Source organism: Cyclobacterium salsum, assembly GCF_010119245.1.
GTDB classification, from domain to species: Bacteria; Bacteroidota; Bacteroidia; order Cytophagales; family Cyclobacteriaceae; genus Cyclobacterium; species Cyclobacterium salsum.
This window is the reverse complement of record NZ_WNKG01000002.1, coordinates 62,234-83,689: the sequence shown is the minus strand read 5'-3', so window position 1 is coordinate 83,689 and position 21,456 is coordinate 62,234. Positions and strand designations below refer to the sequence as shown.

The 21,456-nt window shown below is 42.8% G+C and carries 17 protein-coding genes and 2 tRNA genes; 8 read left to right on the top strand and 11 right to left on the bottom strand.

From position 1 onward, the window contains the following. Positions 1-2: 2 nt before the first annotated feature. The gene (dnaB, locus tag GJS45_RS03210) at positions 3-1,583 is read right to left on the bottom strand and encodes a replicative DNA helicase (protein WP_162340030.1); all 1,581 of its coding nucleotides are present in this window, start codon (positions 1,581-1,583) and stop codon (positions 3-5) included. 327 nt (positions 1,584-1,910) lie between these two features. On the opposite strand from dnaB, the gene GJS45_RS03205 reads away from it, so the two are divergent. Further along, positions 1,911-2,714: a 3'-5' exonuclease gene (locus GJS45_RS03205; protein ID WP_162340029.1), complete on the top strand. Its 804-nt coding sequence runs from the start codon at positions 1,911-1,913 to the stop codon at positions 2,712-2,714. Positions 2,715-2,735: 21 nt separating this feature from the next. On the opposite strand, the gene GJS45_RS03200 is transcribed toward GJS45_RS03205, so the two are convergent. Then, positions 2,736-3,716, bottom strand: coding sequence for an aldo/keto reductase (locus tag GJS45_RS03200; RefSeq protein ID WP_162340028.1), 981 nt, complete (start codon positions 3,714-3,716; stop codon positions 2,736-2,738). A 254-nt stretch (positions 3,717-3,970) separates the two neighbouring features. Here GJS45_RS03200 and GJS45_RS03195 point away from each other — a divergent pair, with 254 nt between their 5' ends. Further along, on the top strand, positions 3,971-4,471 hold the full coding sequence (locus GJS45_RS03195) for a GNAT family N-acetyltransferase (protein ID WP_162340027.1): 501 nt from the start codon (positions 3,971-3,973) through the stop codon (positions 4,469-4,471). Positions 4,472-4,478: 7 nt separating this feature from the next. Here GJS45_RS03195 and GJS45_RS03190 read toward each other — a convergent pair whose 3' ends face one another. The 4 genes from GJS45_RS03190 to GJS45_RS03175 all read right to left on the bottom strand — a co-directional run bounded on the left by GJS45_RS03190 (position 4,479) and on the right by GJS45_RS03175 (position 9,058). Then, complete coding sequence (locus tag GJS45_RS03190) at positions 4,479-5,495, bottom strand: response regulator (RefSeq protein WP_162340026.1); 1,017 nt, start codon at positions 5,493-5,495, stop codon at positions 4,479-4,481. A 4-nt stretch (positions 5,496-5,499) separates the two neighbouring features. Next, positions 5,500-5,931 carry a response regulator gene (locus GJS45_RS03185; RefSeq protein ID WP_162340025.1) on the bottom strand — a complete coding sequence of 144 codons (432 nt, stop codon included), beginning with the start codon at positions 5,929-5,931 and terminating at the stop codon, positions 5,500-5,502. 178 nt (positions 5,932-6,109) lie between these two features. Next, complete coding sequence (locus GJS45_RS03180; protein ID WP_162340024.1) at positions 6,110-8,098, bottom strand: PAS domain S-box protein; 1,989 nt, start codon at positions 8,096-8,098, stop codon at positions 6,110-6,112. A gap of 12 nt (positions 8,099-8,110) precedes the next feature. Then, on the bottom strand, positions 8,111-9,058 hold the full coding sequence (locus GJS45_RS03175) for a sensor histidine kinase (RefSeq protein ID WP_162340023.1): 948 nt from the start codon (positions 9,056-9,058) through the stop codon (positions 8,111-8,113). A gap of 196 nt (positions 9,059-9,254) precedes the next feature. On the opposite strand from GJS45_RS03175, the gene GJS45_RS03170 reads away from it, so the two are divergent. The 4 genes from GJS45_RS03170 (at position 9,255) to GJS45_RS03155 (ending at position 12,853) form a co-directional block, all read left to right on the top strand. Next, entirely contained in the window at positions 9,255-10,346 is a 1,092-nt protein-coding gene (locus tag GJS45_RS03170; RefSeq protein WP_162340022.1) for an efflux RND transporter periplasmic adaptor subunit, read from the top strand. Beyond that, positions 10,343-11,602: an ABC transporter permease gene (locus GJS45_RS03165; protein WP_162340021.1), complete on the top strand. Its 1,260-nt coding sequence runs from the start codon at positions 10,343-10,345 to the stop codon at positions 11,600-11,602. The genes GJS45_RS03170 and GJS45_RS03165 overlap by 4 nt, the downstream gene beginning before the upstream one ends. Before the next feature lies 1 nt (position 11,603). After that, on the top strand, positions 11,604-12,287 hold the full coding sequence (locus GJS45_RS03160; RefSeq protein ID WP_162340020.1) for an ABC transporter ATP-binding protein: 684 nt from the start codon (positions 11,604-11,606) through the stop codon (positions 12,285-12,287). Between the two features lie 119 nt (positions 12,288-12,406). Then, entirely contained in the window at positions 12,407-12,853 is a 447-nt protein-coding gene (locus GJS45_RS03155; RefSeq protein WP_162340019.1) for an Hsp20/alpha crystallin family protein, read from the top strand. A gap of 147 nt (positions 12,854-13,000) precedes the next feature. Here the strand turns inward: GJS45_RS03155 and GJS45_RS03150 are convergent, their stop codons facing one another. Both GJS45_RS03150 and GJS45_RS03145 read right to left on the bottom strand, forming a co-directional pair. Then, positions 13,001-14,332 (bottom strand): MATE family efflux transporter, encoded by a 1,332-nt coding sequence (locus tag GJS45_RS03150; protein ID WP_162340018.1) that lies wholly within the window; start codon positions 14,330-14,332, stop codon positions 13,001-13,003. 100 nt (positions 14,333-14,432) lie between these two features. Next, complete coding sequence (locus tag GJS45_RS03145) at positions 14,433-15,887, bottom strand: DUF294 nucleotidyltransferase-like domain-containing protein (RefSeq protein ID WP_162340017.1); 1,455 nt, start codon at positions 15,885-15,887, stop codon at positions 14,433-14,435. A 152-nt stretch (positions 15,888-16,039) separates the two neighbouring features. Here GJS45_RS03145 and GJS45_RS03140 point away from each other — a divergent pair. Beyond that, positions 16,040-16,113, top strand: a tRNA-Arg gene (locus GJS45_RS03140). A gap of 349 nt (positions 16,114-16,462) precedes the next feature. Beyond that, positions 16,463-16,535: transfer RNA gene (locus GJS45_RS03135), tRNA-Lys, on the top strand. A gap of 283 nt (positions 16,536-16,818) precedes the next feature. Here GJS45_RS03135 and acnA read toward each other — a convergent pair. The 3 genes from acnA to GJS45_RS03120 form a co-directional block, all read right to left on the bottom strand. Further along, positions 16,819-19,599, bottom strand: a complete 2,781-nt coding sequence (gene acnA / locus GJS45_RS03130; protein WP_162340016.1) for an aconitate hydratase AcnA — start codon at positions 19,597-19,599, stop codon at positions 16,819-16,821. 133 nt (positions 19,600-19,732) lie between these two features. Next, positions 19,733-20,707, bottom strand: a complete 975-nt coding sequence (locus GJS45_RS03125) for an MlaD family protein (protein ID WP_162340015.1) — start codon at positions 20,705-20,707, stop codon at positions 19,733-19,735. Further along, positions 20,704-21,456 carry an ABC transporter ATP-binding protein gene (locus GJS45_RS03120; protein ID WP_162340014.1) on the bottom strand — a complete coding sequence of 251 codons (753 nt, stop codon included), beginning with the start codon at positions 21,454-21,456 and terminating at the stop codon, positions 20,704-20,706. Before GJS45_RS03120 ends, GJS45_RS03125 begins: the two co-directional genes overlap by 4 nt.

Genomic DNA, 21,456 nt, shown 5'->3' with positions numbered 1-21,456 from the left:
GGCTAAAATGGAGCTTTGTCGTCCCCTTCCGGAAAGGGATTATCTCCCTGGGCATCCCCATTTGCCTTGCTCCCCATTCTTACCATGCCAGCATCATCAAAACCCTGCCCGCCAGCACTGCTGGGAAACCTGCTTCCATAAAGCGCATCCTGCGGCTGGTAAGGGACGTTCATGTCCAGGTCTGTAAATTTGGTGTATTTTCCAATGAACCTGAGCTTGACACTTTCCAGGGAACCGTTCCGATGCTTGGCGATGATTACTTCCCCAACCCCGGAGGTGCTATTACCATCCTCATCTTCCGTAATCCCATAATACTCTGGCCGGTATAAAAACATGACGATATCTGCATCCTGCTCGATGGCTCCGGATTCCCGGAGATCGGATAGCTGTGGCCGCTTGTCGCCCCCTCTTGTCTCTACGGCCCTTGATAGCTGTGAGAGCGCAATGACAGGCACGTTCAGCTCTTTGGCAATTTTCTTCAACGCCCTGGATATACTTGAAATCTCCTGTTCCCGGTTACCTCCCTGGTTTCCTTTGCTGTCTCCTGACATCAATTGCAAATAATCAATAACAATGAGTTGCACGTCATTTTGTGCTTTAAGCCGTCTGCATTTTGCTCTGAGCTCCAGAATGGATAAGGCTGGCGTATCGTCCACAAACAAGGGAGCTGCTGTAAGTTTACCTGTTTTATGTATCAATTGCTGCCATTCGTAATCGGCAAGGTTTCCCTTTTTTATTTTTTCCGAATCAAGTTCTGCTTCCGAGCTTATCAGTCGATTTACCAACTGAAGGGAAGACATCTCCAGGGAAAAAATGGCTACCGGCCGGTCATGATCAACGGCCGCATTTCGCAAGACAGAAAGTACAAAGGCCGTTTTCCCCATGGCAGGCCTTGCCGCTATGATCACCAGATCCGACTTTTGCCAGCCGGAGGTGACCCTGTCAAGACCCGTAAATCCGGAAGGAACGCCCGTAAGGCCGTCTTTCTGTCCCTTTTTGCTTTCCAACTCCACGATGGCCTCACGCATGATCGAACGCATGTCCATGTAGTTCTTTTTGATATTGTTCTCAGAAATTTCAAAAAGGGACTGCTCCATTTTGTCCAGCAGTTCAAACACATCAGTAGTATCCTCAAATGCTTCCTTTTGGATTTCTGATGATATGCGTATCATGTCCCGCTTCATGGCCTGCTCAGTGATAATCCGGGCATGGTATTCAATATTGGAGGCGGAGGAAACCTTAGAAGTGAGCTCGGTTATAAAATAGGCACCTCCTACCAACTCCAGCTTTCCGTTCTTTCGAAGTTGGTTGGTAACTGTCAGCAAATCGATGGGTTCTCCGGCATTAAACAAATCCAAAATGGCTTCATAAACCAATTTGTGAGCGTCCTTGTAAAAACTACCCGAAGAAAGAATGTCCACTACAGCGGTAAGTGCATCTTTTTCCAGCATCAGAGCACCCAATACCGCTTCTTCCAAATCAATGGCCTGCGGAGGTAATTTCCCCAGGGCCCCATAAGGCTCAGAGGGCCTTCTCCTCAATCCCATTTTTCGCTCCGATTTACTACTATCGTTTTCCGCCATATCTGCAAAAGTACCCCTTTCAGTACAAAGTTTTTGAACAAGTTATGCACTTTATTATCCACAAAATGCTAAGCACTATATAGACAACGACTTGGCACCAACATCTATTCCAAAGTCTTTTTAATTTTAATTAAAAATGAATTACCGGCACTATGACAAAGCCGGTTAGGTATTTAAAGCCATAAAATTCCCTATATTTGTGCCTTGAAAATAATTTTTAAAGAAATCCTTCGAGGAATGTAGTAGACGCAAAACCAAGTTGTTTTTGTTTCCTGACTTTCGTCATTCCCCTGTGAAACTTCTTCTGTACCAAATAAACACCCAATCATGGAATTGAATTTAAAATCACCCATTGCTTTTTTCGATCTTGAAGCCACTGGAATCAACGTATCTACCGATAGAATCGTCGAAATTTCGATATTAAAAGTATACCCTGAAGGGCGGGAAGAAATCAAAACAATGCAGATCAATCCTACGGTACCTATCCCACTGGAATCATCCCTTATTCATGGGATATACGATAAGGACGTGGCAGATTCACCAACCTTCAAGGATGTTGCCCGGGAATTGCACCAGTTTTTTGAAGGTGCCGATCTGGCTGGCTTTAACGTTCTTAAATACGATATTCCCTTGCTGGTGGAGGAATTTTTGCGGGCAGGAATAGATTTTGACATTGAAAAAAGGAATCTACTGGATGCCCAAAAAATCTTTTTCATGATGGAAAAGCGAAACCTCGCTTCGGCCTACAAGTTTTACTGTGGGAAGGTGCTGGAAAATGCCCATAGTGCCGAAGCCGATACATTGGCAACCTATGAAGTTTTCAAGGCCCAAATCAACCGATATGCGGGTGAAGAAATGGAGGATCTTCAGGGAAATACCGTGGGTACTATGGAAAATGACATGAAAAAAATCCATAGCATGATCAATGAAAAAATGGTGGATTTGGCAGGTCGATTCGTTTTCAATGACAAAGGGGAAGAGTGTTTTAATTTTGGAAAGCAAAAGGGCAAACCCGTGGCTCAGGTTTTAAAGGAAGAGCCGGGCTATTACGACTGGATGATGAAAGGAGACTTTCCATTAGACACCAAAAGAAAACTTACCCAGGTAAAGCTCAGGGGATTCAATCAATAATTCTGGTTGCTGGCTGATTCCTTATTGGCCAAGCAATGACTTAAAAGGCGAGGGATATAGTGAACGGAGATAGTCCAGGTCTTCCTTTGCGAGTGGGCGAATACCCTGCGTATTTTGAAGGGCTTGCCGGGGTGTTTTGATACCGGGAATCACCGAGGAAACGCCTTTAAAACTTAAAATGAAACTCATCGCCAACTCGGTTTTTGAAAGTCCATCCGTTTCACATAGGTGCCAAACGTCTTTTTCCAGCGTATCCAGAGCGGTTGCCAGTAACTCCGGTGGTAACCTGAAAGCCCGATGATCGTCCTTCGGAAAACGGGTGGATTTGGAAAATTTACCCGTCAACAAACCAAATTGTAGCGGCATTCTCGCCAATATTCCATAACCCAGGTGCTGGGATTTTTCTACAATTGGCAGGGCTTGCTGGTTCATAATATTCAGCACCAATTGCATGCCGTCAGCCAACTTATGTGAAAATAAGTATTCGGCCTCTGCCTCTGGCGAAAAGGTATTCAACGATACCCCCCAATAGCGGATCTTGCCCTTTTCTTTGAGGTGCTCCATTGCTTCCACGCATTCCCCCTTTTCCAAATCTGCGACTTTGGCCGTGTGAAGCTGGTAGTAATCGACTACCTCCCGGTTTAACCTCCGTAAACTTTCCTCACAAGACCGAATAATGTGCTTCGCGGAATAATCCGTATAAATCGCCCCATTCGAGTCCAACCGATGCCCCAGTTTACTGGCCAGAATCACATCTTGCCGATTGCCCAGAACTTTTCCCAGCAGACGTTCGGAATGGCCTAGACCATAAAAATCTGCGGTATCGAACAAGTTCACCCCTAAATCCAAGGCTTTTTTCACCGCCTCTTCGGACACCTTATCGTCCACACTTCCCCAGCCGATCGGGATGTCTCCAGCCATGGAAGACCCTCCGATTCCCCAGGCTCCAAATCCAATTTCACTGACCCGAAGCGAGGTATTTCCAAATTTTCTATACTCCATAATTACCCGTGAAGTGTCATTTTAAATAGCATTAAAATTTCCAATAGCAGGATATGAAGCTAACCAAAAATAGGGATATGTCCTTCATTCAAGCCCTAAATTTTAATCTGATCTTCGGTTAAGGGTAAGTCCTATGTTCCCTTTTTCTAAATCTTACAATTTTCTTAAAAAATAAAAATTGTTGGTATTTTTGTCAGGCAGTCATTACAAGTTTAACTCTTGAAAACAATCCCATACCATTCAATCTGATCGAAATGATTCAACTTTTACCTGCAGGTATTGAGCAGATTCCCCTGGTGCAGGAAATGGCCGCAGAAACCTGGCCATCTGCTTTTGGAAAGATCCTCAGCCAGGAACAATTGGCCTATATGCTGCAGAAAATGTACAGCACTTCGGCTCTGAAGGAACAAATAGAGGCAAAAGAACATCGTTTTTTAATCGCATACGAGGGTCAAAAAGCACTTGGATTTTCCTCCTTTGAAACCAATTACCTAAAAAAGCCGCACTTGAAAATTCATAAATTATACATTTTGCCTGCGGCACAGGGCAAAGGTTTGGGAAGCAAGTTTTTGAAGACTCTGAAAACTGCAGGTCAAAAGGAAGGAATGAAAAACCTGGAGTTAAACGTTAATAAATATAATAAACAAGCATTGGATTTTTATTTGAAGATGGGATTCCAAAAATTCAGGGAAGAGGTCATTCCCATTGGAAAAGGCTTTGTGATGGATGATTACTCACTGCTAAAACCCATTTGAACGCTTCCTATCCCTCATTATCCGGCAGGTCAATGTCCCGGGCTTTACCATTGATGTCCTTGATCACTTCATCCAGTTCATCGGCTGAAAACAGTATATGATCCAACAGCTCTTTTTTATCCGCAGGAAGGTCTTTCAATTCTATTCCCAATAAATTTACCAGCCCCATCAGCCGCGCCAGGGGTGCCCTAACCACATGGGATTGGACCCAGGCAATGTCCTTCAGGCGTTTGTTTTGTTGTTCTATGGTTTCTATGTAGGCTTTTTTCAGGGTGACATCATTAGCCAAAACCAGTTTGGCGGGCTGCCCATCAAAGTTAATCAAGTTTGAACTCACTTCTACGGTGATCACGTCTCCGTTTTTCTTCGTGTGCAAAAAAGAACCTACGTTCCTTAGCCCATCGACTCGTTTACCCTCTTCGAGGGCCTCATAGAGTTTCCTCTTTTCTTTTTCAGGTCGTATATCCTCAATGGTCATGGCAAGAAATTCCTCCCGTGAAAAGCCGTAGGACTGAATCGCAGCCTCATTGACATCCAAAAACCCAAGGGATACCTTATCATATACCCACATTGGTAATGGACTAAGGTGAAAAAGCTCCTTGTACCGGAGCTCAGACTCTTCCAGGCGGTTGAAAACCTTCTTTCGCTCAATGCTGTAGATAATACTTCGGGATAGGATATCCGGATGAAGCTCGTCTTTGACAAGGTAATCGGACATGCCCAAACCGATAGACTTTACGGCAAAATTTCGATCTGCATATCCGGTCAGAACCACCACCGGAATTTTTCCTGCCAAACCAAGGATTTCTTTGATTAATTGTTCACCACTTTTATCAGGAAGAGACAAATCCAGCAAAATGAGCTGGTAGTCTCTCATATTTTTCTCGGATGCACTTTTAAAAGTAGTCGCATTATCGACGATAATGGTAGGGAATTTTTCCTCAATGGCTTCAGAAACCAACAAAAAATCACCTTCATTATCTTCTATAACTAGAAGTTTAAGGTTGTCATAAGCAGGTGACATGGAGTCAGGATTTTGAGGGAAGCTGAGCCAGGGAAAACCAGAATTTTTCAATTTTCTCCAGAATATCCTGATAACTTTCTGAGCCTACCGGTTTGGTAATGTAACTATTGGCATGGTTTAAATACGATTCCAGAATATCGTTATGACTAGATGAGGTAGTCAACATGATCACTGGAAGCTGTTTCAATCCTTCCGAATTTTTAATGAAATGAAGCACTTCTTGCCCATTTTTTTTGGGCAAATTAATATCCAGTAAAACAAGGTCGGGCACTTCGGTTTGGTTTCCATGGACGCAGGTTTTAAGAAACTCCACTGCTTCCTGACCATCTTTGGCACAAGTGATTTGAAGGGGAAAATTCAAGTCTTCCAGTGCTTCGGAAATTAATAAAATATCTCCTTCATTATCTTCTATTAAAAAAAGCTTTAGCATTTTCATTTATTAAAGTTTTGGTTGGTCAGCCGACTTTACCAGAAAGTACCCTTTCGTGGTAGTTGAATAAAAAACAAATCTAGTTTAAATCCAAATATTACCCTGCAAATTTTAATAATAATATTCTAAAGAAGTTAAGTTCAGTCTGTTAGCGAATAAGAAATCGGACATAATCCCAAACATTTTACTCCGATTTTGAAGGTATGGTAAAATAAAACCTACTACCCTTCCCAAGCTGTGATTCCACCCAAATGCTGCCCCCATGGTGTGTTATTACTTTTTTGCAGATGGGCAAACCAATTCCGGTTCCGGGAAACGCGTCCTTTCCATGCAATCGGTGGAACAGCAAAAATATTTTTTGATGATAGGCTGCGTCTATACCCAACCCATTATCCTGAACACAAATGACGACTTCTCCTTTTTTCTGTTGGCTACTAATGAAAATTTCTGCTTTTTGAGAAGGAGGCTGGTATTTGATTCCATTTAAAATCAGATGCGTAAACACCTGAATCAATCGCTTTTTATCAGCCCAGACCCGAGGCAAATTACCGACATTGATTTTCGCAGATGCCTGTTGAATGAATTCGCAGTTTATTCGTAGCACATCTTCTACTAAATTGGAAGTTTCAAGCCATTGAAATGGCGGTTTTTTTTGCTCTTTTCCGATGGTCCCGTACTCCAATAAATCAAGAATCTGCTGCCTCATTTGTTTGGCATCATTCATTGCAAATAAAACGTATCTGCGGGCCTTATCATCCAGGTCTTTTCCGTAGGATTTGTAAAGATTATCCATAAATCCAATCACCGTTCGTAAAGGCTCCTGAAGGTGGTGCGAAGCAATAAAAGCATACTGCTCTAATTCCGCATTAGTGGCCTCAAGATGCTTCTTGCTAGTTTCCAACGATCGGTTTAATTCCTTAAGCGCACGATTGTAAGCATATTGGGCAGAAATATCCCTCATAGCCCCTACCATCCGAAGCGGCTTACCTTCGGGGTCCCGTACGACCAAGCCTTTGTCCTCCACTCTCAGGTAGCTTCCATCCGCCTTCCGAAACCGGTACGCCTGGGTCCAGGTTTTCTTTCTACCATCAATTATACGCTGAATACTACCAGTAACCGCATCATAATCATCGGGGTGAATGTAATCTGACCAGGAACTACCATCCATCTCATCTTGCTGGTGGGGATGTCCAAAAAGGGTATGATATCCTTGACTCCAAACGACGGTGCCTTTTCTTAAATCCGCATCCCATATAGCCTCCGAAGTTGCTTCTGTTACGTATTGAAACCGTTGGTTACTTTGTTTAAGAGACTGAACGGATTGGTAGTTTTCCAAAATAATGGCAAGGATTTTACCAGATCTGTTGATGAAACTTAATTCCATCGATTCAGGAGAGGTTACCTTTCGATAATAAATAGCAAAAGTCGCCAGTACTTTTCCCGAAGCTGAAAGAATCGGATTGGACCAACAAGCCCTAAATCCATGTGATAAAATGGTGGACTTATAGGGTTCCCAGCGATAATCGCTCGAAATATCCTCCACGATCACCGCAGCCTTGAAGAATGCCGCCGTTCCACAGGATCCGGCTTTTGGACCGATACTGGCCCCTTCGATTTCCCGAAGGTAATCTTCCGGAAGGCCCTTCGCCGACCAGCAATACACTTTATCATCACTCACTTTCATAATGGAACAGACCGTCTCAGGGAAAATCTGTTCCAATCCCAGAATGAATTCATCCAAAACTTCTTCCAACCGGTAATAAGGCAAGGCATTTTTTTCCAAAACATCCCGCTCCAGTTGATCAAGCTCCTTGAAGATTATTTCCTCTGTAATATCTTCTGCAATGCAGGCAAAATGCTTGTTTTCTAACGGAAGCAAAAACACATTCAGCCAAATCTGTTTACCATCCTTTCGAAAAACTTTTAGCACTACCGGGGAAAACTTGGAAGACGCAGCCCTAATGGCACTGGAAAACCCGGCATTATTTTCGTCCTTATTAAAAACATCGTCCCAGGTAAAGCCGGGAAAATGTTCTTCATCACATCCGGTAAAACGTAAAAAATTTGAGTTCCCTTTTTCCCAATTTCCCTCCGGATCGATAAATGCAATTCCAACAGTGGCATCATCAAAAACAGATAGCAGATCAATAGAGTATCGTTTATCTTGTTTCATCTTTTGAAAAATTTACTTGTCCTTAAATGCAACGTAAAACGTGCTACCCTCTCCTTGTACCGAAGTAGCCCATATCTCTCCTCCCACATCTTCAACGATTTTTTTGCAAATGGCCAGCCCCATGCCCGTGCCTCTTTTGATAAACCCATGGTCGTATTGCTGCAAAATATAAAATATACTTTGAAGGTATTCAGGAGATATCCCTCTCCCATTATCTTTTATTGCCAATATGAGCCTATCCTCCGACCGGGAGGCACTTATCGCTATTCGCAATGCCCGTTCAGGGTCTCCAAACTTAATGGCATTATTAAATAAATGGTCAAAAAGCTGGGTAAAACGTTTGTAGTCCCCTTTCACAATGGGAAGTACCTCTTTTCTAATGTCAATATTTCCCTCTTTGATTTTTTTGGAATTCAGGTGAATAACCTTTTCAAGAACCTCATTCAAGTCTACATCTTCCACTTGGATTCCTTTTTCTGAAAGCTGTGAAAAGGAAACCAAATCCTGAATTACATGCTTTATTTTTATAAAGTTATCTAATGTAAGGCGCAAGAAAGCAATCGATTTTTCTGGCAATATTTGTTCATTTTTTCTGATAAATAATTCTAAAAAACCCTGACTCTGTCGTACAGGCTCCGCAAGGTCATTGGATGCCACCAGGATAAACTGGTCCAGCTGGTTTATTGAATGCTCCGATTTCAGTCGCTCTTCTTCTAATTTGCTATTAGCCAGCTCCAGCTCTTTTACCTTCTTGTCCAGAAAATGGTAATGCCTGTCAATCAATAAGTACAATAAAAATCCCGTTAGCACCACGTAAAAAACCCCCTTAGCGGTCTGTAGATAACCCAATTGTGCCATATCCATACCACCCCACAAAAAATGAATCAATTTATCACTTCCAAAAATCCATAGGACTCCGACCATCACATAAATAATCGAAATCTTTTTACTCGCTTCCATTTTAATGAGTGGTTACCTTCAAACTGAATACTTTTCCATCTTCAAAATCTTCCGTTAAAATACAAAACAAAAATTAACTGGACTCTGATCTCTTTCTTTAATTATTCTAAAGTAAGCAAGTATTTTTCTTTTATTTACATTAAAGGAAGATAAAATTCCCATAACTTGTTACCATGAAACAAGGAATTTCTGAACCATGCTTAGTTTAAATAGAATTGTTACGAGTGCCATTTTTAGCGGCCTGTTGACTACTATTTCCTGCCAGCCCCAGGCGGAAAAAACCAGCCCGGTAAGGGAACACATCACCTTATCCGTTTATGCTTCCGGGAAAGTGGCAAGTAAAAACCAATACGAAGTAAAGCCGAATACTACAGGCTATATCAAGGAAATTTATGTGAAAGAGGGCGATTCTGTCCAAAACGGAATGCGCTTGTTTTCGCTGTCCAACGAAACTACTATCCTGAACCGGGAAATCGCATCCCTTTCAAGATCCTTTTCGGAAAGGGAAAATAACTTGGAGAAAATTCAGGAGCTGGAAGTGCAAATTGACCTGGCTCAATCCCAAATGGCCCATGATTCGCTTTTGTTGGAGAGACAAAAAAGACTAAATGAACGGGAAATAGGCACGGACCTGCAACTAGAGCAGCGCCTGCTGTCCTATGCCCAGAGGAAAACCGAATATGCTTCACTGAAACTCAAAAAAGAAACCCTGAAAAGGGAATTAGATCATAACGAGACTACTGCTAAAAAAAACCTGGAAAAAGCTTCCGCTTTAGCCAATGAGCTGGAAATCAAGAGTACGATTAACGGGCGTGTGTATTCCGTGCTCAAGGAGAAGGGGGAACTGGTAAACGCCCAGAATACCCTGGCCATAATCGGGGATGGAGAAGAATTTATATTGGAGTTATTGGTAGATGAGTACGATATTTCTCAGATCGAATTAGGCCAGGAGGTAATGATAAGCTTTGACAGTTACCAGGATCAGGTTTTTGATGCCCGGATTTCCAAAATCAATCCGATGATGGATTCCGGAAACAAAAGTTTCGTGGTGGAAGCTTCTATGGTAACCAAACCCAAGACATTGTACCCAAACCTAACATTTGAAGCCAATATTATTATAGAAGCAAAGGAAAATGCGCTTTTAATTCCCAGTTCCTATATTTTTCAGGGCAATCAGGTGATCACTTCCGGCGGTGATACCCTTCAGGTCAGAACGGGTATTAAAAATTACAGTGAAACAGAAATCCTTAGCGGAATAGACGAAACCACCCAACTGTTAAAACCATGAAGTACGGTTTGTTACTGCACATTGCACGTTCTCTCATGCTGGCAAGATTTAAGCAAACAATGGTGGCAGCTGTTGGTGTAACGTTTAGTATCACCATGTTTATTGCCCTACTTGGTTTTATGAATGGGCTAAACCAGATGCTGGATGGACTGGTGCTTAATCGTACACCTCATATTCGGTTTTATAATGAAATCAAGCCTAATCCGGATCAACCCATAGACCAATCGGAAAAATATAAAAATTACACCAATACCATTCGGTCAATCAAACCAACGAGCAGCCGATTACGCATTTACAATAGCAGTGCCATTATCAAAACCCTGGAGGAAGATCCCCGGGTTTTGGGCGTTGCCCCCAAGGTGTCTACCCAAGTGTTTTTTAATGTTGGTTCAAGCGATATTTCCGGAACGATAAGTGGAATCGACGTACCAGCAGAAAATGACTTGTTTGCATTATCCGATTATGTTACTGTCGGTACACCTATGGACCTGACTCAAACGAACAATAGCATCATCCTGGGGAAAGGGGCTGCTGACCGAATGCTGGCGGATATTGGAGATGTCATTCAAGCGACGACTTCCCGTGGAGACCGGGTACAATTGAAAGTGGTGGGGTATTATCAATCAGGTTTGGGGGAATTGGATAATATCCAAAGTTATGCATCCCTTCAAACGGTCCAGAAAATACTGGGCGAGCCCCCCTCTTACATCACGGACATTCAGGTAAAACTTCGGGAATTGGATCTGGCTCCTTCCATGGCAAGAGACTATGCCGGCCTTTTTAAGATTAACGCAGATGATATTCAAACGGTCAACGCTCAATTTGAGACAGGAACAGAGATAAGGAACCTAATCAGTTATGCCGTCGGGATTACGCTATTAATTGTATCGGGATTTGGTATTTACAATATCTTAAACATGATGATTTATGAAAAAATGGATACCATTGCCATCTTAAAAGCAATTGGATTTTCTGGAAGGGATGTTAACATCATTTTTATCAACATCGCCTTAATTATCGGGTTAGCAGGAGGTACCCTTGGTTTGTGCCTTGGTTACCTGGCAGGGTTGGGTATTGACCAGCTCCCATTTGAGACAGAGGCCTTGCCTACCATTAAGACCTTTCCTGTGGACTTTAACCCACGTTATTACCTTATCGGAGGGATATTTAGTTTAGTCACGACTTACTTTGCTGGCTATTTCCCCGCCAAAAAAGCGAGCGGGGTTGACCCGGTAGATATTATCAGAGGAAAATAAAATGGACAACAGGAAAGTATTAGAGGCACAGAATATTGATAAGTTTTTCTACAGCCCGGTAAAAACACAAGTACTCAAAAAAATTTCCTTTTCGATCAATCGCGGGGATTTTGTATCCGTCATGGGCAAATCTGGTTGTGGGAAATCGACGCTTCTTTACATTTTATCCACCATGGATACCAGTTACCAGGGAAAGCTATTGATAGACCAGGAAATAATTACCGATAAATCTGCCAGCTACCTTTCCCGCATCCGCAATGAAAAAATTGGTTTCGTTTTTCAATTTCATTACTTACTCACCGAATTTTCGGTATTGGAAAATGTGATGGTACCCGGTCTGAAATTAGGTAAATTGAACAGGGAGCAGCTCGAAGTAAAAGCCATGGAAAAGCTCCGGATTTTTGGAATGGAAGAACATGCGCTCAAAAAGGCCAACCAGCTTTCGGGTGGGCAAAAACAGCGTGTAGCCATAGCCAGGGCACTAATTAACGATCCGCTGATCATCATGGGGGATGAGCCCTCTGGAAATCTGGATAAAAAAAACAGCGATATTGTCTTCGGAATTTTTAAAGAATTGGCCACAGATTTCAATCAAACCCTACTTATCGTTACCCACGATCCGGATTTTGCCGAGAAAACCGATCGGACCATCGTGATGGAAGATGGACGCATCATTTCCCATTAACGCCAATGCTTTTTGATAAAAATCAGGCCTATCTGTGACATTTGTCATACAGAATGGAATGGTTTATAGATACATTAGTAGTGAATTAAATGCCGTTTCAATATTTAAAAAAGCGCACTATGAAAACTCCATCCAAAATTAAAGACAACTTCTGGCCCAGAGTATTTTCTGATTTTTTTGAATCAGAAAATCTGCCAGATTGGAGCAAGCGGTTTTACGATTGGGAGGAAAAATACCAAATCCCCTCTGTAAATGTTAACGAAAATGAAAAGGAATTTCAGTTGGAAGTTGCAGCCCCAGGTTTTGATAAAAATGACTTCAAAATCGATTTTAGCAAGGGAATACTGACACTAATGGCCGAAAAGGAAGAAAAGAAAGAAGATGAAAAGGGAGAGATGAAACGAAAAGAATTTTCCTATGCTGCCATCAAAAGGTCATTCAATCTCCCCGAAATAATTGATGAAGAAGGAATCAATGCGAAATACGAAAACGGGATTTTGCATATTCACTTACCCAAGGTAAGCGAGGTTGAGGCTCCACCTGCAAAGAAAATTAAAGTTGGTTAGGTCTAGTAGAAAGGCTCCGATCGTTTGGTCGGGGCTTTTTTTTTGCCAGAATTTTTTATTTTTCACATTGGTTTACCTCAGACCCTGTAAACCTTCCCAAAAACATTGTATGGAAGCCTTTTTAACTGACTTGGAAGAAACATACCTCTATAGGGCGTTTGTTCCCTTTTTAAGGTAAAAATAGGATATGACCGCAGCTCCGGTATCTGCCAGGGGAAAGGCATACCAAATACCCTCTAGTCCAAAAAACAGGGGCATGATTATTACTAGCGGAATCAGGAAAATCCCCTGCTTACTTAATGCCAGTAACAACGCAGCTTTCGGTTTACCTATGGCCTGAAAATAAGCACTTCCGATTAAACTGAATGCTAGCAATGGGGTGGCCAAAAAAGATTTTCGCATGGCCGGGATGCTCTCCAGAATAAGGTTCTCATCTTCCGTAAATACCTGAACCAAAGAACTTGTAAAGCTCATTATCAGCACAAAGATAAGCAGTGCTATTAGGCTAGAAGACCTCAGGGCAAGGCGGATGGTCTGGTGAACCCTACCGTTTAGTTTGGCTCCGTAATTGTACCCTGCTATGGGCACAAAGCCCTGTGTGATCCCCAGGACGGGGAAATTGGCAAACATCATTACCCGATTGATAACTCCGAAAACCGATAAGCCCATTTCTCCTCCGTATATAAAGAGTTCATTATTCAAAACAATCGCCAGTATGCTCACCGTTCCCTGTCTGGCCAGCGTCACTGCTCCTAAAGCTGCAATTTCCCGGGCGATCTGGAAATCTGGTTTAAACCAAGCACTTTTCACTTTCATAATAGATTTTCCAAACATGAAAAACCACAAGGTGTAAGCAGCACTGGCAATGTAAGAAATAGTAGTCGCCCAGGCTGCGCCCTTCAATCCCATATCCAGCCAAACGATAAAAATGGGATCCAGAATAATATTGAAAACGGCCGGTACTATCAGGGTGTACATGGCCACTTTAGGGTAACCTTCTGCCCGAATGACATTATTACTCATCATCGCCCAGGCCAAGAAAGGGATTCCAATTAAAATAATAGAAAAGTATTCTTTGGAGGGCTCCAATACCGCTCCTTTCCCTCCAAAAAGTTGCAAGATCTCATCCGAAAACAAATAACCCAGGCCCACAAAAAGCAGGGCCAGGGTCAAGGTCATTCCTATTTGATTTCCAAAGGTGGAAAAAGCCCTGGCATCATTGCCATCCCCAAAAGCCCTGGAAATCACCGATGCTCCTCCTACCCCGATGGACATGCCTATACTTGAAATCAAAAAGGTAATCGGCAAAACTACCGTAATGGTAGCAATACCAAGAGACCCGACAAAACGGCCCACAAAAATAGTGTCTACAATTCCGTATATGGATAAAACCAATATACCCACTGCGGCCGGAACCGCCTGCTGTAGTAATAATTTACCTACAGGTGCCTTACCAAAAGAATGGTTGTTTTTTTCCATAGGGTGTGGATTTCCTGCCAGAAAGGAATTCCTGAAAATAAGTTATCCCGGCAAAGTACCGATTTTATCCCAATGGATAAACTTCAATTATGCAAAGTAACTAAAAAGTTTTGGTGAACTGAATTTTAACTTTTAATTGAAGATCTCGGATTACTTTAAAAATTTCCTTGATAGTGACTGCTTGAACCTTGGTCAAAGTTGTTATTTTAATGTAATTCAGCGGATCTTTATTTTCCCGAATTACAGCTATGGCTTGTTTTTCCAGCCGCAATCCCATCAGGTAGTAATATCCCTGGTATAGTTCCTCAGATTCTTTTTTAGTAAAGACTCCTTTTTCTGTTAACAATTTTAACCTTTTCCCGGTATTGGTTTCAAATACACGGTTTGCCAATGCATAAAGCCGAATGGTATCTACCATCGGTGTCATGGCCTTTTTGATATCAAAAACCTGTTCTTTATCTACTTTGAAGGTTCGAATGTTTCGAAACCAGGTTAGCTGAGTATCGTATTGCAAGGCATTTTGCGCCATATTGTAAAAAAAACGTTCCAGTGGATGTTGTAATTGCTCGTCCATAAAGTCCTTTAAACTTTCCAGCAATGAAAAATCCCCATAAATGGGTCGACAATCAAAAAATGTCCCATAACTCATTACTGTTTCCATGCTGGATTCCTGAAACCAACTGGCATAATTGGATTTCCAGTGGGAAAGTGAGTGAGTCCATTTGGGATTACTGGCCATAAACCCTCCCTTGCAATAATTAAAACCTATAAAGTCTAAATCTTCCGAAACGCCTTTGGCAAAATCTAAAAAAAATGTCCGAACCAATTCCCTATGCTCATTGGCTTTGTCCTCATAAATGATGGCGTTATCCTGATCTGTCTTTAACGTTTGTTCTTTGCGTCCCTCACTTCCCAAGACAAAAAAAACAAACCTGGCCGGAGGAGTGCCTTTCTCTTTAATTGCCTGTTCGATGACACGTAACGCAATCGAATCAGCAATGGCTGAAATAATCTGATTGATGATTTCAGCCCGTACTCCCCGCTGAATTAATTGATCAACAATCCGAGGAACTTGTTTCCACTTTTCTTTAAGTTCTTCCCTTCCCAATGCCAATTTAACAGATTGAATAAATACGAAAGGTGATTGGGACTGTACCGTCAATATCTTATTCCGGCTAGTCACCCCAATGTAGGCCCCGCCCTCCTTGACTAGCAAGTACCTGGTTTTCGTGCGGAACATGAGCAGCAAGGCCTCATATACCAACGTTTCTTTCGAAATGGATACCAGTGTGGGATCCATGATTTCGCTAACAGCGCTCTCAGGAGAAACCCCGGAGGCCACTACGTTGTCCCGCAGCGTTATGTCGGTAATTACTCCGTAAATCAACTCTTTGCTATCACCCACAAAAAGGCAACTTGACTTTTCATCCCGCATTATCCGGGCTGCTTCTGAAACCGGAGTGTGCGGAAAACATAACAGAATCTCCTTTAACGGTATTTCTCCAATGGTTTTGACATAAAAGTCATCAATAGGTGTCAATGGCTCCTCAGACATGAAAACTCTTTTTTGCAAAGATCATCAATACACCCGAGTAAAAGAAAAGTAATTGTGAATTTGAGTTTGTAATTAAAAAAAACCGCCTTACATTTGCACAAGCTTTTGAAAAAGCACTCCGAAACAGGCTGAAAAGCCTGTTTCTATTTATAGGTCCTGTAGCTCAACCGGATAGAGCAACTGCCTTCTAAGCAGTAGGTTTCAGGTTCGAGTCCTGACAGGATCACATAGGTTTGATTCAATAGATCAATTGGATAGTGCATCCCGACTTTAAGTCGGGAAGGTTTCAGGTTCGAGTCCTGACAGCATCACATAGATTTGATTCAATAGATCAATTGGATAGTGCATCCCGACTTTAAGTCGGGAAGGTTTCAGGTTCGAGTCCTGACAGCATCACATAGATTTGATTCAATAGATCAATTGGATAGTGCATCCCGACTTTAAGTCGGGAAGGTTTCAGGTTCGAGTCCTGACAGCATCACATAGATTTGATTCAATAGATCAATTGGATAGTGCATCCCGACTTTAAGTCGGGAAGGTTTCAGGTTCGAGTCCTGACAGCATCACATAGGTTTGATTCCGTAGCTCAGCTGGTAGAGCAATACACTTTTAATGTATGGGTCCTGGGTTCGAGCCCCAGCGGGATCACAATTTGTAGAAAACTTGTTCTTCGGAGCAAGTTTTTATTTTTTACGCGCGTCTTTGGGGCGAGAAGTTTATCCCGATGCCGACTCCAGGAGGCTATCGGGAAGCCCCAGCGGGAGGACAAGCCGTCAAGAAAATGTCCAGTGAACATTTTTAGGCTAGGGCCAGGATGCAGGGCTGGAACCAATTTGAATTACATCTTGATCTTTTGGAGCGGGGCTTGATTGGGCCAAAAAAAAGCAGCTGCACAAGAACACAGCTGCTTTATTAACTCAGGCATTGGTGCCTACGATTTCAGAAATTGTCTCAGGACATAATGAAGGATCCCCCCATTTTTATAATATTCGACCTCAATGGCAGAGTCTAATCGAGCGATCACGTCAAAATTGACCACGCTTCCATCGTCCTTTTTTGCTTTTGCATTCAGGACTTTTAAGGGGCTCAGACCCTCGGCAATACCTACGATAGAGATTTCTTCTTTACCGGTTAGACCCAGCGACTCAGAGGACTCCCCTTTGGCAAACTGCATGGGCAATACTCCCATTCCAACGAGATTGGACCGATGTATTCTTTCGTAACTTTCGGCAATAACGCCCTTAATTCCCAATAGCGTCGTGCCTTTTGCTGCCCAATCTCTGGAAGAACCGCTGCCGTACTCTTTACCCGCCAGCACCAGCAACGGAACATTGTCCTTTTGATATTGTTGGGAGGCATCGTATACGGTCATCTCTTCACCAGAAGGCATGTGCAAGGTATGCCCGCCTTCTTTTGTAACGAGTTGATTTTTGATCCTTACGTTGGCAAATGTTCCCCTGACCATCACTTCGTCATTCCCTCTTCTGGAGCCATAGGAGTTAAACATGGATTGCTCCACTCCTTTTCCTATCAGGTATTTACCAGCAGGTGAAGACGGAGAAAAAGAACCTGCGGGGGAAATATGATCCGTAGTAATGGAATCTCCTAATTTGAGCAGTACCCTGCCCCCCAAAATATCGTCGGCCTCATGAACATCTTCCGAGATCCCCTGGAAAAAAGGAGCTTCCTTAATATAGGTAGATTTATCTGACCACTGATACACTTTGTCTTTTGGTGCTTGAAGCGTTCTCCACTGTTCATTTCCCTCAAATATCTCCCCGTAATTTTTTTTGTAATCATTGGGAGACAGCACCCTGTTTGACACTTCAAAGATTTCTTCATTGGAAGGCCAAATATCCTTCAGGTATACAGGTTCCAGGTTGGGGTCATAACCCAACGGCTCGTTGTTCAAATCTACATCCACCCGGCCTGCAAGGGCATAGGCAACAACCAGCATGGGAGACATCAGGTAGTTCATTTTCACCTGAGGATGAACCCTGGCTTCAAAATTCCGGTTTCCGGAGAGTACCGATGCAACGACCAGATCATTTTCTTCCACTGCTTTGGCTATATGGACGGGCAAAGGGCCGGAATTCCCAATACAACTGGTACAACCATAGCCTACCACATGAAATCGCAGGGCTTCCAAATCATCTAACAATTCGGAGTGTTCCAGGTAATCTGTAACCACCTTGGATCCCGGAGCCAACGAAGTTTTAACCCATGGCTTCACATCCAGGCCTCTTTCCCGGGCTTTTCTGGCTACCAGCCCTGCCCCAATCATTACGCTCGGATTGGAGGTGTTGGTACAGGAAGTAATGGCAGCAATGACAACCGACCCATCATGAAGGGCAAATTTTTCGTTGTTCAACTCAACCACGACGGTCTTCAACCCATTTTTAACTTCCGTTTCGATTTCCACGTGCTTTTCAGCTGGCGATTCCGCACCTTCTACCGGTTGATTTCCGCCGCCTTCACCGAACCACCTTCCTACATCGCGTTTGTCTATAGGAATGTAATCTCTTCCATGTACTTCTTTTAACAAAGAGCCGAATTTATCTTTAAATTCTCTCACGAGGATTTTATCCTGTGGCCTTTTTGGACCGGATACGGTTGGCTCTACCGAGCTGAGATCAAGTTCCACCACAGTAGAATAATTGATATCATCTTCATTGGCACGCCAAAGCATGTTGGCCTTGGTGTAGTCTCTTACCAATTGAATCTGCTCTTCCGTTCGGTTAGTCCGGGACATATAGTCCAATGTTCGGTCATCTATCGGGAAATAAGTCACCGTGCAACCAAATTCAGGAGACATGTTGGCAATCGTGGCGCGATCAGGCACGGATAAACCATCCAGCCCCGGCCCAAATACTTCCACAAACTTGCCTACCACCCCTTGTTTTCTTAGTAATTCGGTAATGGTAAGCACCATATCCGTGGCAGTAGTCCCCAAAGGAAGGGCACCGGTAAGCCGGAGTCCAACTACTTCCGGCATGATAAAATATATCGGTTGGCCTAGAAGGGCCGCTTCGGCCTCAATTCCACCTACTCCCCACCCTACTACGCCAATTCCGTTAACCATTGGGGTATGCGAATCGGTTCCAACCAATGTGTCTGGAAAAACATTCCCGTCCCGGGAAATGACTCCCTGAGCGAGGTATTCCAGATTGACCTGGTGGCAAATGCCCATCCCGGGAGGAACTACGGAAAAATTATTAAAAGATTTCTGAGCCCACTTTAAAAATTCATACCGTTCTCCATTTCGCTCGTATTCTACGTCAACGTTCCGTTTGTATGAATAATTGGTACCAAAAAAATCTACCTGAACGGAGTGATCTACTACCAAATCCACCGGGATAAGTGGATTAATTTTTTCGGGGTCTTTCCCTTTTCTTACCGCCTCGGCCCTAAGGGAGGCAATATCAACGACTGCAGGTACCCCCGTAAAATCCTGCATCAACACCCGCGCTGGTTTGTAAGGGATGTCTTTATCAGAGACTTCCGGTTTCCAATTAAGCAGGGTCTCTATATTTTCTCTGGTAATGGCAAAATCATCAAAATTTCGCAATGCATTTTCCAAAAGAATTCGGATGGAAAAGGGTAATTTATTGATAGCGTATCCTTGATTCTGTAGAGCCTCCAGACTCCAATAAGTCAGATCCCCTTGAGAAGATGGTAATTTCTTTTTTATTTGATACGGATCATAAGCCATGAGTTGTGTTGGTTTAATGAAAAAAAGGATTTAAATGGTATAATGGATTCGATTTTCCATTGCCTCTAATATACGTTTTTTTATCAAATTTCAAAGGGAAACCGATGCACTTCTGATTACTATTTTAATGGAGTTACTCTGTTTTATTCTGAGCTTTGTCCCTTTTTCGGAAGGCCCCCCGAAACAGCCAATGATACCGCATGGCTTCTAACGTTTCGTTTAGACGAACCGTACCGGTATCTAGATTCACCATGGTATTTTTTAGATAGGACGCAAATTCCTCGTCATTAAGCAACATTCCTACCGCATTATCGGTTTGGTTCAGATTTTCGCTGACCTTTTTGAAACTTTCAGCGGCGCTATTTACTTCCTCACCCGTCGCTTCCAGCCCTTGAATGGTAGTCCTCAGGCTTTCAAAAATGACCGTATCATTTACCAGTTCGTCAATAAGACCTCCTTTTTGATTCAGCCCCTTTGAAAACGCTGCAAGTTCTGAAGTCATTTGGGTACTGTTCGCAGCCGCTCGCTGAAAGTTACTCATCATCAATTTAAAATCTTTTACCAACATGCTATCGGTAAGAACTGCTCCTACTATTCCTTCTCCGTTGGCGATTTTCCCAGTTAACACCTTCAAATCTTCGGTAATGGATACCAAATTATTATTATTTACCTGTAAGGTCTCCATCATTCTGTCGGTATCCAACGGCATGACCGCCGTCAGCTGGTCTCCTTCCTCAACAGACGGCCCCTGCCCTGTTCCTCCATAAATAACAATGATCTTATTACCAATAAGGCCATCGGAACTGATCGTGGCTTTGGAGTTCTTCTTGATGTAATCTTTGGCCGAGGCCTCAATATTCATTTCAATTTCCACCTGAGATTCCCCATAAAAATTGATCTTCTTTACGGTTCCGATTTTAACACCAGAAAACCAAACATTATTCCCGGTTTGTAGCCCTCCAACGTCATCAAAAACAGCAGACACCCGAATGCTTTTCACGAAGGCCTTTTGCTGCGCTCCTAATGTTAGTATGCCGGTAACCAAAATGATGATACCTATCAGCACAAAAATGCCAACAGTAACCGATTTTTTATTGTCATTTCTCATTGCTTAATGAAATTATAGTCATAAAATGATTTAATTCTGCCATCCTCGGCATTTTCAAATACTTCTTCAAATTTTCCACTGGCACCAAAAGTACCATCCAATAAAACGGCCACGCGATCACCGGTTACTTTGGCACAAGTGAGATCATGGGTGATAATGATGGAAGTAGTCTTGTATTTCTCATTCACCTGATTGATCAAATTATTGATATCCATACAAGTAATGGGATCCAAACCTGCGGTAGGCTCGTCATACAACATTATTTCGGGTTGAAGAATGAGCGTTCGGGCTATTCCAATTCGTTTGCGCTGTCCACCCGAAAGTTCAGAAGGCATTTGATTAATGGTTTGCAAGAGCCCTACACTGTCCAGAACCTCTTCCACCATTTTATCCTTTTCCTGCTTACTTAGGTTCTTTACATTTCGTACCAGGGGAAACTCCAGGTTTTCCCTGACCGTCATGCTATCGTAAAGGGCACTGGCCTGAAATGAAAAACCTATTTTCAGCCGCAGTTCATTGAGTTGCTTAGAATTCAGATCTTTGACTTCCTGCCCTAACACCTTCACAGATCCTTCATCCTGAGTAAGCAGTCCTACCATTATTTTAATCAAGACAGACTTACCACTACCTGATTTACCTAATACTACCAGGTTTTCACCCCGGAATAAATCCAGATCCACTCCTCTGAGAACGTGCAGGTCATCAAATGATTTTACCAGGTTCCTTGCCTGTACTACCGATTCTATCAT